Annotated in this window: 12 protein-coding genes and 3 pseudogenes; 9 read left to right on the top strand and 6 right to left on the bottom strand. The window is 73.0% G+C overall.

The features are described 5' to 3' along the window. Positions 1-98: 98 nt before the first annotated feature. From EBH09_RS03675 to EBH09_RS03660, 3 genes are all read right to left on the bottom strand, one after another. Positions 99-494, bottom strand: coding sequence for a hypothetical protein (locus EBH09_RS03675; RefSeq protein WP_121745562.1), 396 nt, complete (start codon positions 492-494; stop codon positions 99-101). 407 nt (positions 495-901) lie between these two features. Next, positions 902-1,561, bottom strand: coding sequence for a hypothetical protein (locus EBH09_RS03665; RefSeq protein ID WP_121745560.1), 660 nt, complete (start codon positions 1,559-1,561; stop codon positions 902-904). Between the two features lie 391 nt (positions 1,562-1,952). After that, the gene (locus EBH09_RS03660) at positions 1,953-2,378 is read right to left on the bottom strand and encodes a hypothetical protein (RefSeq protein WP_121745559.1); all 426 of its coding nucleotides are present in this window, start codon (positions 2,376-2,378) and stop codon (positions 1,953-1,955) included. Between the two features lie 206 nt (positions 2,379-2,584). Here EBH09_RS03660 and EBH09_RS03655 point away from each other — a divergent pair. From EBH09_RS03655 to EBH09_RS38520, 3 genes and pseudogenes are all read left to right on the top strand, one after another. Then, positions 2,585-3,119, top strand: a pseudogene (locus EBH09_RS03655) (DUF2269 domain-containing protein). A gap of 103 nt (positions 3,120-3,222) precedes the next feature. After that, a complete protein-coding gene (locus tag EBH09_RS03650) occupies positions 3,223-4,224 on the top strand; it encodes an NADPH:quinone reductase (RefSeq protein ID WP_121745558.1) in 1,002 nt (333 codons plus the stop codon). 108 nt (positions 4,225-4,332) lie between these two features. Then, a pseudogene (locus EBH09_RS38520) lies at positions 4,333-4,449 on the top strand (VOC family protein); the annotation flags it as partial. Between the two features lies 1 nt (position 4,450). Here the strand turns inward: EBH09_RS38520 and EBH09_RS03640 are convergent. Then, a pseudogene (locus tag EBH09_RS03640) lies at positions 4,451-4,725 on the bottom strand (acyl-CoA thioesterase domain-containing protein); the annotation flags it as partial. Between the two features lie 212 nt (positions 4,726-4,937). Between EBH09_RS03640 and EBH09_RS03635 the strand changes: the two are divergent. From EBH09_RS03635 to EBH09_RS03620, 4 genes are all read left to right on the top strand, one after another. Continuing rightward, positions 4,938-6,242 (top strand): NAD(P)/FAD-dependent oxidoreductase, encoded by a 1,305-nt coding sequence (locus tag EBH09_RS03635; protein ID WP_121745557.1) that lies wholly within the window; start codon positions 4,938-4,940, stop codon positions 6,240-6,242. Positions 6,243-6,290: 48 nt separating this feature from the next. Next, positions 6,291-6,524 (top strand): DUF2945 domain-containing protein, encoded by a 234-nt coding sequence (locus EBH09_RS03630; protein ID WP_121745556.1) that lies wholly within the window; start codon positions 6,291-6,293, stop codon positions 6,522-6,524. Positions 6,525-6,530: 6 nt separating this feature from the next. Then, positions 6,531-6,863, top strand: coding sequence for a DUF3140 domain-containing protein (locus EBH09_RS03625; protein WP_121745555.1), 333 nt, complete (start codon positions 6,531-6,533; stop codon positions 6,861-6,863). Positions 6,864-6,937: 74 nt separating this feature from the next. Further along, complete coding sequence (locus tag EBH09_RS03620) at positions 6,938-7,393, top strand: hypothetical protein (RefSeq protein WP_121745554.1); 456 nt, start codon at positions 6,938-6,940, stop codon at positions 7,391-7,393. Between the two features lie 40 nt (positions 7,394-7,433). Here the strand turns inward: EBH09_RS03620 and EBH09_RS03615 are convergent, their stop codons facing one another. Both EBH09_RS03615 and EBH09_RS03610 read right to left on the bottom strand, forming a co-directional pair. Next, positions 7,434-8,810: a deoxyribodipyrimidine photo-lyase gene (locus tag EBH09_RS03615; RefSeq protein WP_121745553.1), complete on the bottom strand. Its 1,377-nt coding sequence runs from the start codon at positions 8,808-8,810 to the stop codon at positions 7,434-7,436. A 137-nt stretch (positions 8,811-8,947) separates the two neighbouring features. Beyond that, entirely contained in the window at positions 8,948-10,516 is a 1,569-nt protein-coding gene (locus EBH09_RS03610) for an SDR family oxidoreductase (RefSeq protein ID WP_121745552.1), read from the bottom strand. 107 nt (positions 10,517-10,623) lie between these two features. Here EBH09_RS03610 and EBH09_RS03605 point away from each other — a divergent pair, with 107 nt between their 5' ends. Together EBH09_RS03605 and EBH09_RS03600 are read left to right on the top strand one after the other, a co-directional pair. Beyond that, complete coding sequence (locus EBH09_RS03605) at positions 10,624-11,130, top strand: MarR family winged helix-turn-helix transcriptional regulator (RefSeq protein WP_121745551.1); 507 nt, start codon at positions 10,624-10,626, stop codon at positions 11,128-11,130. Positions 11,131-11,270: 140 nt separating this feature from the next. Continuing rightward, positions 11,271-13,363 (top strand): MMPL family transporter (locus EBH09_RS03600; protein ID WP_121746217.1); only part of this gene is annotated, 2,093 nt, incomplete at its 3' end.

The raw sequence follows: 13,363 nt of genomic DNA, 5'->3' as shown, positions 1-13,363 counted from the left end.
CTCGTCTCCGCCTCGACGACATCGAGCCGCCCTGCTCCTTGTGCGAGGCTCAGCACAAGGTCGCCGGCCGGAGGAGACGTCGGCCGGGTCCGCCCCGGTCAGTGGCCGTGCGGCCGGAGCCACTGCGGCCGGTGGGTGGTCGCACGACGATGTCCGGCCGGCTCGCCGGCCGTGCCGCTGCCGCCTTCGCCCTCCAGGCGGCCGGCCAGTTCGTCGCGCTCCGCGGCGGCCCGCGTGGCGGTGTCACGGTCCCTGCGGCGCTTCTTGCTGCGATGGCGCGCCAGCACCGTTCCCGCCAGCAGCATCCACATTCCCAGGCCGAAGATCAGGGTCAGCGCGATACCGCCGAGGAACGCCCCGAGCGTGCTGATCGTGAAGGGATCGCTGCCCAGCAGGGACACCGTGTAGTCCGGACCGCCGGAGAGATTGTCCGCGATCAGCAGTCCCGCGAAGGCGGCGGCACCCGCCATGAGCAGGAGACCCAGCACCAGCATGGTTCTCACCTCGTCGCACGTGGGTGTACGCCGTACGGGTCACCAGGAGAAAAGAGACAAAACGTGCCGTGCTCGACCAGTGGCGTCTACCTGTCCGGCCGGTGGTGAGAGGTTCCACGTCGGCGGCATCACAGTCCCAGGGCCCGGCCCTGATGGCTTCCCGGGAGGTGCGCGGTGAGCGCGCCCTCGCCGCGGCCGACGGCCAGCGTCGGACGGCGCTGGGCCGGTGGCCCGGGTACCGGCCCAGCGCCTCGGTCTCGGCCCTGTCGGTGGACCGGTAGTGGCTGCCCCGCTGCCTCAGATCCACAGGGTGACGCCGCGGCGCCAGGAGTTCCGGTTCGACATGGCGCGGCGAACCACCGGTGCCCGGTTTCCGCATGGGCACCGGTGGTTCGGCGGTACGGGTGTCAGGCGCCGAGGTCGTACAGGACGAACTCCTCCCAGGAGCCGGTGATGTCGGTGGAGCGGGCGCGCAGTGCGTACTGGAGCGATCCGGTGTAGCTGTTCTCCATGGTGACGAAGAGTCCGTTCAGCGTGGACTGGAGCGCCCAGCGGTCCAGGTCCTCGTTGTAGTAGAGGAAGAACTGCTCCCAGCCGCCCACGCTCGTGGAGCGGGCACGCAGGAGGTTCTGCGCGCTGCCGGTGAAGTTCTTCTCCACCGCCACGTATCGGTTGTTCGCCAGGGACTTCAGGGCGTACGTCTGGGTGGCCTCGTCCCACTCGAAGGCGAAGCTCTCCCAGGAACCGCCGAACTCGGCCGAACGAGCCCGCAGGGCGCCGGTGTTCGGTGCGGCGTAGTTCACCTCGGTGGCCACGAACCTGGCGTTGCGGGCCGACTGCATGGCCAGCAGCTCCGCCTCCGCGGCGAGGGTGCCGCCACCGGCGGCGAGCGGCGCCTTCCGGGCGCCCGTCTCCTCGGTGATCCGCGCCAGATCGCTCGCGTCCACCGCCTCCCATCCGGCAGGCACGGCGGCCGGCCGGTCGGCCCCGGGGGCGGCCACGGCCGCGGGAGCGGCCAGGGCGGAGGTCGCCAGCAGAGCGCTCAGGGAAAGAAGTACGGAGGTCATGCGTCTCACGGGAATTCCTCAGCTTTCGTCGAACGAATTCCGGGGGTGGCGAGACAATGGGCCCGCGACGCGTCTGGTCGACCTCTCGAGATATTCGCAGTATGAGCAATACTCGAGATATCGAGGAAAGAACAGCACCCGCCGTTCCCCCGATTTTCCCCGCACCCCCGACAACTGCGGTCGGCGCCCCTCCCCGGGCACGTCGGCAGCCGCTGCGCCAACTCGGCGAAGCGGTTTCAGCATAGTGACGTGACGTGCGTTTCAGCAGTGATCTGGTGACGCATCGGCGAAAGTTGAACGGAATCACACGGCATTATGGATTCCGTGGTTCTCCGTTAAGGGTGCTGACGCCTCTCGTTACCGTCCCGGCCGCTTGGCGGGCGGTGTGCCGTCACCGGCCCCTGCGGGTGAGTCCGTCGACGACGAATCCGACCCCGATGCCGAGCAGCCAGGTGTCCTTCGCCAGCGCCGTGCCCTCCTGGGTCGGACGCAGGCTGCCCTCCTCGCGCATGCCGGGCGTGCGCAGGTACAGCCCCACCAGCCCGGCGGAGAACGCGGTCAGGCCGGCACCCGCCACCACCGTCGGTACGACCGGCAGGAGCAGCGCGGCGCCGAGCGCCGTCTCACCGGCGCAGAGCAGCCGGGCGAAGGTCGCGGGCCGCAGCCTGCCGAGGAACGGATAGGTGTTCTTCGCCATTCCGTGCAGCATGGCGGCGGTCTGCTCATCGGCCGCGCGCTTCGACAGCCCGGAGTTGAGCATGAAGGCGCCGGTCGCCAGCCTTGGGGCGACATGCCTGGGTTCGATGGGCAGACGCATGACGACTCCTAGGGGCGTTTTCCTGCAGACGTCTTCCTGCAGACGCGTGTCAGCCTAGGGCGCACGGCGGTGCCCGGCAGGGCGGGAGACCAACGGCTGCGCCGTTCGGGGCAGGGCGACGTCTCGTCGCGTACGCCCGGGCCAGTACACGGGGTTACTCCCGTCGCCGGACGTCTTCACGACCGCCGCCCGGCAGCCTGGGCGGGGTGAAACTCAGCCGTCCCGCCCGCCGGGTCTCCCTCGTCGTCCATGTCGTCGCCTCCGCCGGCTGGCTCGGGCTCTCGCTCGGGCTGCTGGCACTCGGGGCCACCGCCGCCACCACCGCTTCCGCGGTGACCGTGGAGGCCAGTGTCCGTGGCATGAAGCTCTTCGCCGACTGGCTCCTGCTCCCCCCGCGCGTTCCTGACCCTGTCGAGCGGTGTGGTGCTGGCCCTGGGCACTCCCTGGGGACTGGCCCGGCACCGGTGGGTGTACACGAAGTTCTGGCTGACGCTGGCCACGGCGACCGCCACGGTCTTCGCGCTGCGCCCCGGGGTGAACTCGGCCGTTGCGGCGGTCGCCGCGGGCGAGTCGTTGCCCGACGCGGGCGAGGTGCTGTTCGGGCCGGTCGTCTCCCTGTCCGCCTACGTCTTCATGACGGTGATCTCGCTCCTCAAGCCCTGGGGACCGACGCGGCGCGGCCGGCGGCGCCGAGCGGCGGCCGGTTCCGGCGGGCGCGGCCACCGCACCACCGGAGTGTGAAGGGGCCGGCCTCGGCCGGTCTCCCCGTGCGTGGACGTGACGCCGTAGCCCTCCGCCGTCGGCCGGCGCTGCGCCGGCCCCGGCCGGTTCGTAGCATGAGGTCATGACCGGCACAGTCCCCGACCTGATGCGCGCGGCGTACATCGACTCCGTCGGCCCGGCCGGCCACATCCGCTACGGGCGGCTCCCCGTGCCGTCGACCGGCCCCACGGACGTGCTCGTGCGGGTCGACGCCGTGGCCGTCAACCCCGTTGACACCTTCGTACGGTCGGGGGCGTACGCCACACCGGTGCCGTTCCCCTTCGTCGTCGGACGTGACCTGGTGGGCGAGGTCGCCCTGGCCGGGCCCGGCGCGGCGGGCTTCACGCCGGGGCAGCGGGTGTGGTGCAACAGCCTGGGCCACGCGGGCCGGCAGGGATCCTGCGCCCAGTACGCGACGGTCGCCGCCGAACGCCTCTACGCGGCACCGCGCGACATCGACGGGGAGCACCTCGTGGCGGCCGCCCACCCGGCGGCGTCGGCCTGGCTGGCGCTGTTCCGGCACGGGCGACTGAGGCCGGAGGAGACCGTGTACATCGGGGGCGGCGCCGGAAACGTGGGCGGCGCCGCCGTGGCCCTGGCTTCCCGGGCAGGGGCGCGGGTGGTCGCCACGGCGCGTGCCGAGGACGCCGCGGCCGTCCGGGAGCTGGGCGCCGCCGAGGTCCTCGACCACCGGGCACCGGATCTCGTCGAGCGTTCGCGCCGGGCCGCACCCCACGGCTACGACGTGCACCTGGACACGTCCGGACACGGAGCGCTCGCCGACGCCGTGGACCTGCTGGCGCGGGGCGGGCGCCTGGTGGCGATGGCCGGACTGGGCTCAGGGCCCGCCGGACTGCCGGTGAGCCGGCTCTACACCAGGGACGCGAGCATCGTGGGCTTCGCCATCAGCAACGCCACGACCGCCGACCTCGCCGAGGCGGCTCAGGGCGTCGTGCGCCTCCTGAGAGACACGCCGTGGCGCCCGCGCATCGCCGGCCGGCTGCCGTTGTCGATGACGGCGGAGGCGCACCGCAGGCTGGAATCGGGCGAGGTGCGAGGGCGGCTGGTCCTCACACCCTCTTGATCGTCTTTCCGGCCGGGCGATCGCGGACCATGATGGAGGGAACCCGTCACACCGAGCGTGGGGGACCCAGGCACGCGCCGCGAAGACCTGCCCGCACCGGAGTCGGGAATGCTGCTCACACACTTCCTCACCGTGGCCGACGTCGTGCGCGCGGAGAATCCGTGCATCGTCGAGCTCGCGAACAGCTGGCTCATCATGAATCCGGGCGGCGGTCCGACCCCGGACGTTCGATGGTGCGCCCGGGCCGGACGGTCTCCACCCGTATCTCGCACTCGTCCAGAGCCGGGCGGCCGAGGATGTCGAAGCTGATCCGGCTCAGGGACATGCCGGCACCGGCCGCCCGGCCAGATGGCGGTCGACGGCGTGGACGATCAGGCCCCCGAGCGGACTGAAGTGCTGCTCGTCCGCGCTCCACGCCCCGCCGGCGTGGGCCGTGGGCTTGTAGCGGTGCTCGTCGATGCGCTCGTAGTAGCTGTCCGGGGTCGCTGTGCTGGTGTTCAACGGGTGCTCCTGGAACGGCGGCGGTGACGAGTGAGGCGGTGGACGGCGGCGCCGGGGCCAGGATAGTTCCGCCCCGGACGGCGGAGTCGGTGCCCCGGGAGGGGGCCGTGGACCCGCCGCCCCGGCCCACGCGCGGCGCCCGGTGATGCCCCGTCCGAGTGGTGTGACCCCCGCGCAGGGCTCAGGCTGTTGAGGAGCCGGAAGGAGCACGCATGGTGAGCACCGGGCACGGCCGGGAACCGGACGTCATCGTGGTTGGGGGCGGCCTCGCCGGGCTGGCCTGCGCCTTCGGCCTCACCCGCGCCGGCCTGCGCGTCACGCTCCACGAGGCCTCCGACGAGGTCGGCGGGCGCATGCGCACGGACCGCCGGGACGGCTTCCTCCTGGACCGCGGCTTCCAGGTCTTCAACACCGCCTATCCGCAGGTCCGGCGGCTGCTGCCACTGCGCAGGCTGCGCCTGCGGCCGTTCACCCCCGGGGTGCTGGCCCACACGCCGTCCGGCGTCGCGCGCCTCACCGACCCGACCCGGCGCCCGCGCGAAGCCGGCGGTCTGCTGCCGGGCCGGGCCCTGGGAGCCCGGGACCTCACCGCTCTGGCAGGCCTCACCGCCAGGGACGCACTGGCTCCCACCGCCCTCCTCAAACGCGGCCGGGACCGGACCACCGCCCAGGCCCTGGCGCGCGGCGGGCTGTCCCGCGATGCGGTGGACCATCTGCTGCGCCCCTTCCTGGCCGGTGTGTTCCTGGAGCCGGAACTGGAGACGTCGGCCCGCTTCTTCCACCTCGTCTGGCGCAGCATGGCCCGCGGCACCCTCTGCCTCCCGGCCCGGGGGATCGGCAGCGTGCCGCGTCTGCTGGCCGCCCGGCTCCCCGAGGGCACCGTGCGGCTGGACTCACCCGTCCGCGGCCTCACCGACCGGGGCGTGCTGCTCCACGACGGCACCGAACGACCGGCCGGCACCGTGGTCGTGGCCACCGACGCGGCCACCGCGGCACGTCTGCTGCCGGGGCTCGACGTGCCGCCCGGCCGGACCGTCACCACCTACTACCACGCGACCGGCCGCTCACCGCTGCCCGAGCCGACCCTCGTGGTCGACAGCACGCTCGCCGTCCTCAACACCTGCGTGCTCACCGAGGTCAGCCCCACCTACGCGCCGCCGGGCACCGCGCTGGTCTCCACGTCGGTCCTGGGCGCGGGCGCACCGGACGGGGAGAGCGCCGTCCGCCGGCGGGCGGCGCTGCTGTACGGCACCGACACGGCCGACTGGCAGCCGGTCGCCACGTACACCGTCGAGGACGCGCTCCCGGCGATGCGGCCCCCGTGGCCGCTGAACCGCGACACACGCTGGGCCGAGGGCCGTTACGTGTGCGGGGACCACCGCGCCACCGGATCGGTCCAGGGGGCTCTGGCCTCCGGCAGCCGGGCCGCCCGCGACGTCCTGGCGGACCTGCGTACCGGACCGCATCCGGAGGACGCACTCCCCGGGAACCATCGGAGAGGCGGCTTGCGGCCATGACCAGTTCTCCGGTCTCCGCGAGCGACCGGCAAGCGAAGGAGCACCGACATGGCGAAGAACCGCGACGAGGGCGAGAACCTCAAGAAGGGCGACGAGGTCGAGTGGAGCACCCACGGCACCCGGACCGGGGGCGAGGTGGAGAAGAGGATCACCGAGCGGACCGAGGCCGCGGGCCGCACGGTGGACGCGTCTCCCGACGACCCGCAGTACCAGGTCCGCAGTGAGAAGTCGGGCAGGTCCGCGGTGCACAAGCCGTCCGCGCTGAAGAAGAAGAGGAAGTGAGGCGGCGTGGACGGCGAGGAGCAGAAGGAGACCTGGGGCGGCTTCCGTGAGCTGGTGAACATGACGCCCGCCGAACTGGAGAAGTGGCTCGCCTCCGACCGGTCACAGGACGCCGGACAGCACAAGGACGGGGGAGAGTCGACCGGGCACGCGTCCGGACGCAGGATCGTCGACATCCTGCGGACGAACAAGGGCGACCTCTCGGACGACGACTACCAGCACATGCGCGAGGTCGTCGGCTACATCCGCAGGCACCTGGCCCAGCGTCCCCCGGGCGACGTCCAGGACACCCGCTGGCGGTACTCGCTCATGAACTGGGGCCACGATCCGCTGGCGTGACGCCGTCCTCACGAGCACCGACACGTGCATCGACCCGCGCACCGGCCCTTCGTACGGAAAGGAACCACCACGGTATGGAAGACCCGCACCGGCGCCCCGAGAACGTCAGCGACGAGACCGTGGAAGCACTCGGGTCCCTGTCGAAGGCGCTGGAGACGACCGAGCGCGCCCGTGGGCACCTGTTCTCCTTCCACCAGCTCACCGGCACGGCGGATCTGGAACTGGACCGCGCGGTGGCCCTGCTGCGCAAGGCGGGCCACGTGGAGTGGGCCGAGCGGGTCGAGAGGGAGATCCTCGGGCGCAACGTCATCCCCGGCCACTGGACGTTCCAGATCGTCGAGGCCTACGACCGGACGTACTACCAGGCGTTCAAGGACCTGGAGCGCGCGGCGGTGGAGCGGCTCGCGGAGGGCCGGGACCATCTGTACGAGGCGGAGATGAAGGAAGCCCGCCGGAGCCGGAACCACCCGGACCACACGGCCCGCCCCGACAGCCCCGGTACCCGTGCGCCGAACAGCCCCTTCACCTGACGGCAGCCCCGCCCCCGACAGGGTCGCGTGCCCCGCCCGGTCAGTCGCGTCCGCGGGCCCGGCGGAAGCGGTCCAGGCCCTCGGCGAGGTCCACGATCGGGTCGGGATAGGCGTCGTACGCCGCCCGCTCCGGGCCGGGCAGTCGCCACGGCTCGTGCACGGCCCGTCCCTCCAGTCCCGCCAGCTCGGGCACCCAGCGCCGGACGTACGCTCCGTCGGGGTCGAAGCGTCGTGCCTGGGTCGTGGGGTTGAGGACCCGGTGGGGGCGGGTGTCCGTCCCGGTGCCCGCCGCCCACTGCCAGTTGAGCTGGTTGTTGGCGATGTCGCCGTCCACTAGCAGGTCCAGGAAGTGCCGGGCGCCGACGCGCCAGTCCACGTACAGCGTCTTGGTGAGGAAACTGGCGGTCAGCAGGCGGCCCCGGTTGTGCATCCAGCCCTCGTGCCGCAGTTGGCGCATCGCGGCGTCGACGATCGGGTAGCCCGTGCGCCCGTCCTTCCACGCGGCGACGTCCTCCTCCGCCTCTGCCCCGGTACGCCAGCGGTCGTGCCGGGTGCGGTAGTCGACCGAGGCGGCCCGCGGGCGTGCGGACAGGACCTGGTGGTGGAAGTCCCGCCAGGCCAGCTGCCGTACGAACGCCTCGGCGCCGGGGCCGGCCTCGCGGCGGGCACGGTGGACCAGCTCGACGGGGGAGAGGGCGCCGAAGTGCAGGTAGGGGGAGAGACGGGAGGTGGCGTCGCCGGCCAGGTCGTCATGGTGCTCCTCGTAACCGGTGACGCCGCCGCGCAGCCAGGCCGTCAGCCGTTTCCTGGCCTCCTCCTCACCGCCGGCGGGCAGCCCCGGGGACAGTCCCGGCAGGTCACCGCGGGAGGGCAGCGGCTGTGAGCCGACACCGTCCGGGACGGGGATCCTCCGGGGCGCGGCCAAGACGCCCCGGACCGGGTGCTCGTCCCAACGCCGGAAGTACGGGGTGAAGACGGCGAAGTGGTCGGAGGAGGCGGGAGTGACGGACCCCGGGGCCAGCACGGTGGTCACGGCGTCGTGGACGTGCAGCCTGCAGCCCTGGGCCTCGAGTGCGGCCCGCAGGAGTTCCTCACGCCGGTGCGCGTGCGCGCTGACGTCGGCCGCCATGTGCACCTCGTCGGCGTCCGCCTCGCCGACCACCGCGCACACCTCCTCGACCAGGTCGCCGGAGCGGACGATCAGCCGCCCGTCCCGCTCCCGGAGCCCCGCGTCCAGGCCGCGCAGACAGTCGGCGAGGAAGGCGAGCCGGTTGGGCGCGGCGTAACCGGCGGCGTCGACGGCACGGTCGCGGACGAACAGCGGTACGACGGCCCGGGAATCGTCGAGAGCGGCGCGCAGCGGCGGATGGTCGTGCAGCCGCAGGTCGCGGGTGAACAGGACGACCGACGTGGTCATGGCGCTCCTCGGTGGTACGGGACGCGGGAGTGTGCCGCCGCGTGCTCTGGACGGTGGGGCGCGGAAGGCCGGTCGACGCGCGCCCCGCACGCGGTACCGACTCGGGAGGTGCGCCGAGGTGGCGCGGCCGCACCGGCTCAGGAGGCGGGGGCATCCTGCACCGGGCCGGACGGCCGGGGACCCCGTGCGGCGGCGCGGGCGATGTTGCGGGCCATGCCGCCGAACACCACGGAGTGGAAGACCCACACGCTCCACCAGTAGGCGTGGCCCGCCAGCCCGCGCGGATGGAACAGGGCACGCTGGCGGTACCGTGTCCGGCCCGCGTCGTCCGTCTCGGCGTGCATCTCCAGCCAGGCCAGTCCCGGCAGCCGCATCTCCGCGCGCAGGCGCAGCAGACGGCCGGGGACGATCTCCTCCACCCGCCAGAAGTCGAGCGAGTCACCGGCCCGCAGCCGGGTGGCGTCCCGGCGTCCGCGGCGCAGGCCGACCCCGCCGACCAGCCGGTCCAGCCAGCCCCGTACCGCCCAGGCGAGCGGGAAGGAGTACCAGCCGTTGTCGCCGCCGATCCCCTCGATGACCCGCCACAGCGCGTCGGGCGGCGCGTCGACGGTCAGCGCGCGGTGGTCGGTGTAGAGGCTGCCTCCCGCCCAGTCGGGGTCGGTGGGCAGCGGGTCGCTCGGCGCCCCGGGCACCGACGCGGAGGACCAGCGGGTGGTGACCCGGGCGTCCCGCACGCGTTGCAGCGCCAGCCGGACGGCGTCGTCGAAGCCGAGCGGATACCCCGGCGGGGCGGGCACGTACCGGACGATGTCGTTCTCGCGGCACACCACCTCGTGCCGCAGCGACTCGGTGAGCGGGCGCGCGATGGACGCGGGCACCGGGGTGACCAGGCCGACCCAGTGGCTGGACAGGCCGGGGGTGAGCATCGGCACGGGCAGGATCAGACGCCGCGGCAGCTCGGCGATCCGGGCGTAGCGGACCATCATGTCCCGGTAGGTGAGGACGTCCGGTCCGCCGATGTCGAAGGCGCGGGAGACGTCGTTCGGCATGCGCGCGCTGCCGACGAGGGCGCGCAGCACGTCCCGGACCGCGACCGGCTGGATACGGGTGGACACCCAGCTCGGCGTGACCATCACCGGCAGCCGCTCGGTGAGGTAGCGCAGCATCTCGAAGGAGGCCGACCCGGAACCGATGACGACCGCGGCCCGCAGGACGGTCGTGGGCACGCCGGAGGCCAGCAGGACGCGGCCGACCTCCGCGCGGGAGCGCAGGTGAGGCGACAGGTCCCGCTCCGGTACACCCGGTGGCGTCAGGCCGCCGAGATAGACGATGCGCCGTACACCGGCCGCCTCCGCCCGCTCCGCGAAGGTGCGCGCCGCCCGCCGGTCGGTCTCCTCGAAGTCCCCGCCGCCGCCCAGCGCGTGCACCAGGTAGTAGGCGACGTCGATGCCCTCCATCGCCCCGGTCACCGAGTCCGCGTCCGTGACGTCCCCCCGTACCACCTCGGCCTGTCCGGCCCAGGGGTGGTCGCGCAACTTGTGCGGGGAACGGGCCAGGCACCGCACCCGGTGCCCGGCGGCGAGGAGCTCCGGCACGAGTCGGCCGCCGATGTACCCCGTGGCACCGGTGACCAGGCAGCGCAGCCCCGCTCCGCCGCCGCCGTCTTCTTCGCCGTCGCCGTTCACGCGGCCGTGTCCTTCGCTCATGGGGCAGGCTCCGTCTCGCACGGGAAGTCGTCGCGGTGATCACTTCCCGCCAGGGGACCGCGGTGGATGCGCGATGACCCAGGTTGACCCTTCTATACGCTGATCGCGTGGCGACAGCGAACCAGCGCGGACAACACGCGCACGAACGGGGGACCGGAGCCGGGCCCGAGGCGAGCGACCTGCACGTCCTCGCCGCGCAGCTCCGGCGGATGAACGGCGAGATCAACCGCCTCGTGCAGGGCTTCGCCGGCGAGCACGGGCTGCACGCCACCGACGTCCAGGCACTCGCGGCGATCCTGGACGCACAGGAGCCCATGACGCCGGGGCGGCTGCGCGAACACCTGGGGCTGACCTCGGGCGCGGTGACGGCGTGCGTGGACCGGCTGGAGCGCGCTGGGCACGTGCGCCGGGTCCGGGAGAGCACCGACCGCCGGGTCGTCCATCTGCACTACGTGCCCGACGCCCGGGCGGCGGCCCGGACGTACTTCCGCCCACTGGCCGAGGCCGCCGCCACCACCTGTGCGCGCTTCGAGGAGAGCGAGCTGACGGCCGTGCTCCGCTTCGTGGCGGCGATGAACGAGGAGTTGCGGCTCATGCGGTCGGCCGACCGCTGATTCTCCGGCGCGTGCCGCATCCGGAGGACGGGGCCGGGCAGAAGTCGGTGTGTCACGCCGACCCCTGGTAACTCAATCATTGAGATTGTTTATGATCGAGTCACTTTCGTGCCGCTGGAGACCTGGAGACCCGAAGACCGATGTCCATGCCCTCCCGACGGGCCCGCTGGCTCGTCCCCGTCGTCCTCCTCCTGATCTGGCTCGGCATCGGCGGAACGCTCGGCCCGTACGCCGGAAAGCTCGGCGAGGTCGCCACCAACGACCAGGCCGCCTTCCTGCCCCGCAGCGCCGAGTCCACCCGGGTCGTCGACGCGCAGAAGGCCTTCCAGCAGGACGAGACCCTCCCGGTGATCGTCGTGTGGACCGCGGACGACGGCGGCGCCGTCACCGAACACCGGGCGGCGGCCACCCGGTCGGTCGCGGGCCTCGAAGGACAGCCCGGGATCGTCGGTCCCGCGACACCCGCCCTGCCCTCCGACGACGGCGAGGCCCTCCAAGCCGTCGTCCAGGTCGAGCCCGACCTCGGCGACCGCCTGCCCGACGTCCTGGAGCGCATCGGGGACGCCGCCGGGCAGGTGGCCGGCGCCCGGGCCCAGCTCGCCGGGCCGGCGGCCTCCCAGGCAGATCTCTCCGACGCCTTCGCGGGCATCGACGGGCTGCTGCTCGGGGTCGCACTGGTCACCGTGCTGGTGATCCTGCTGCTCGTCTACCGCAGCGTCCTGCTGCCCCTCGTCATCATCCTCGGCGCCGTCTTCGCACTGGGCCTGGCCTGCGCGATCGTCTACGCGCTCGCCGACCGCGACGTCGTACGCGTCGACGGACAGGTCCAGGGCATCCTCTCCATCCTGGTCATCGGCGCCGCCACCGACTACGCGCTGCTCCTCACCGCCCGCTACCGCGAGGAACTGGCCAGGCATCCGGACCGTTTCAGCGCCGTCCGCGCCGCCCTGCGCGCCTCGTGGGGAGCGGTCGTCGCCAGCGCGGCGACCGTCGCCCTGGGCCTGCTGGCGCTGCTGCTCAGCGACCTGACCAACAACCGCGCGCTCGGACCCGTCGGGGCCATCGGCATCGTCTGCGCCGTACTGAGCACGCTCACCTTCCTGCCCGCCGTCCTGGTCCTGCTCGGCCGGGCCGCCTACTGGCCGGCCAAGCCCGTCCGGACCGGCGATCCCGACGCCGGACACCGCCTGTGGCACCGCATCGCCGAACTCGTGGACCGGGCCCCGCGCCGCATCTGGGCGATCTCCCTCGCCGCGCTCCTCGCCTGTGCCGCGTTCTCGCCGACCCTGACCTCCAAGGGCGTACCGCTGGACGAGATCTTCGTGAACGACGCGCCCTCCGTCGCCGCCCAGCAGACCCTGGCGCGGCACTTCCCGGGCGGCTCCGGCAACCCCGCCGTGATCATCGCGGACGCCGACCGTCTCGACCCCGTCCTCGCGGCGGCCCGCGACACGCGCGGCGTCGCCACCGCCGCCGCGGTGACCGCCTCCGGCCGGCCCGGCGGCGGTGAGCCGAAGGTGGTCGACGGGCGCGTACGGATCGACGCGACGCTCCAGGCGCCCGCGGACAGCGACGCCGCCAAGAGCACCGTGGCCCGGCTGAGGTCGGCCGTCCACGACGTGCCCGGCGCGGACGCCATCGTCGGCGGCTACACCGCCCAGCAGTACGACACCCAGCGCACCGCCGAACACGACCGCACACTCATCGTGCCCGTGGTCCTCGCCATCATCCTGGTCATCCTGATCGTCCTGCTGCGTTCCCTGCTGATGCCCGTGCTGCTCGTGGCGACGGTGGCGCTGAACTTCCTGGCCACGCTGGGCGTCTCGGCCCTCGTCTTCACCCACGTGTTCGGCTTCAGCGGCACCGACGCGTCCGTGCCGCTGTACGGGTTCGTGTTCCTGGTCGCCCTCGGCGTGGACTACAACATCTTCCTCATGTCCCGGGTACGGCAGGAATCGCTGGACCACGGGGTACGGGAGGGCATCCTGCGGGGTCTGACCGCCACCGGCGGCGTGATCACCTCGGCCGGTGTCGTCCTCGCCGCCACGTTCGCCGCCCTCGGGGTGATTCCGCTGGCCTTCCTCGTGCAGATCGCCTTCATCGTGGCCTTCGGCGTCCTGTTGGACACGCTGGTGGTGCGCTCGCTGCTCGTTCCGGCGCTCGCCCGCGACATCGGGGCGGTCGCGTGGTGGCCCGGGCGCCTCGGCCGCCGGTCACCGGCCGGGGCGGCCGA

The organism is Streptomyces sp. E2N166 (assembly GCF_003671715.1).
Classification (GTDB): Bacteria; Actinomycetota; Actinomycetes; order Streptomycetales; family Streptomycetaceae; genus Streptomyces; species Streptomyces thinghirensis.
The sequence above is the reverse complement of the archived record's forward strand: the minus strand, read 5'-3'. Positions and strand labels throughout refer to the sequence as shown.

Excerpts from the sequence above, each read along its gene's own strand:
- EBH09_RS03675 (WP_121745562.1), bottom strand. The coding sequence starts at position 494 with ATGCTGGTGCTGGGTCTCCTGCTCATGGCGGGTGCCGCCGCCTTCGCG.
- EBH09_RS03665 (WP_121745560.1), bottom strand. The coding sequence starts at position 1,561 with ATGACCTCCGTACTTCTTTCCCTGAGCGCTCTGCTGGCGACCTCCGCC.
- EBH09_RS03660 (WP_121745559.1), bottom strand. The coding sequence starts at position 2,378 with ATGCGTCTGCCCATCGAACCCAGGCATGTCGCCCCAAGGCTGGCGACC.
- EBH09_RS03650 (WP_121745558.1), top strand. The coding sequence starts at position 3,223 with ATGACCGGCACAGTCCCCGACCTGATGCGCGCGGCGTACATCGACTCC.
- EBH09_RS03635 (WP_121745557.1), top strand. The coding sequence starts at position 4,938 with ATGGTGAGCACCGGGCACGGCCGGGAACCGGACGTCATCGTGGTTGGG.
- EBH09_RS03630 (WP_121745556.1), top strand. The coding sequence starts at position 6,291 with ATGGCGAAGAACCGCGACGAGGGCGAGAACCTCAAGAAGGGCGACGAG.
- EBH09_RS03620 (WP_121745554.1), top strand. The coding sequence starts at position 6,938 with ATGGAAGACCCGCACCGGCGCCCCGAGAACGTCAGCGACGAGACCGTG.
- EBH09_RS03615 (WP_121745553.1), bottom strand. The coding sequence starts at position 8,810 with ATGACCACGTCGGTCGTCCTGTTCACCCGCGACCTGCGGCTGCACGAC.
- EBH09_RS03610 (WP_121745552.1), bottom strand. The coding sequence starts at position 10,516 with ATGAGCGAAGGACACGGCCGCGTGAACGGCGACGGCGAAGAAGACGGC.